This window comes from Vibrio sp. 10N.261.45.E2, assembly GCF_002875705.1.
In the GTDB taxonomy this organism is placed as follows: Bacteria; Pseudomonadota; Gammaproteobacteria; order Enterobacterales; family Vibrionaceae; genus Vibrio.
This window is the reverse complement of record NZ_MCZZ01000085.1, coordinates 1-242: the sequence shown is the minus strand read 5'-3', so window position 1 is coordinate 242 and position 242 is coordinate 1. Positions and strand designations below refer to the sequence as shown.

2 tRNA genes are annotated in these 242 nt (G+C 50.4%); both read right to left on the bottom strand.

Features of this window, described 5'->3' with window-relative positions:
* Positions 1-10 precede the first annotated feature (10 nt).
* Positions 11-87: transfer RNA gene (locus tag BCT34_RS04525), tRNA-Met, on the bottom strand.
* Between the two features lie 49 nt (positions 88-136).
* A tRNA-Gly gene (locus tag BCT34_RS04520) sits at positions 137-212 on the bottom strand.
* Positions 213-242 lie beyond the last annotated feature (30 nt).

Sequence of the window (242 nt, the reverse complement as noted above, 5' to 3'; positions counted from 1 at the left end):
AACTGTAATGTGGTTGCGGGAGCCGGATTTGAACCGACGACCTTCGGGTTATGAGCCCGACGAGCTACCAAACTGCTCCATCCCGCGTCCGGATGCATTGTTTAAGTCAATGAGTCTTGCCTTTAAAAGGCTAATTTGGAGCGATACATCGGGTTCGAACCGATGACCTCAACCTTGGCAAGGTTGCGCTCTACCAACTGAGCTAGTATCGCATTAGTTAATCGCTGCTCTTACTGCCTTGG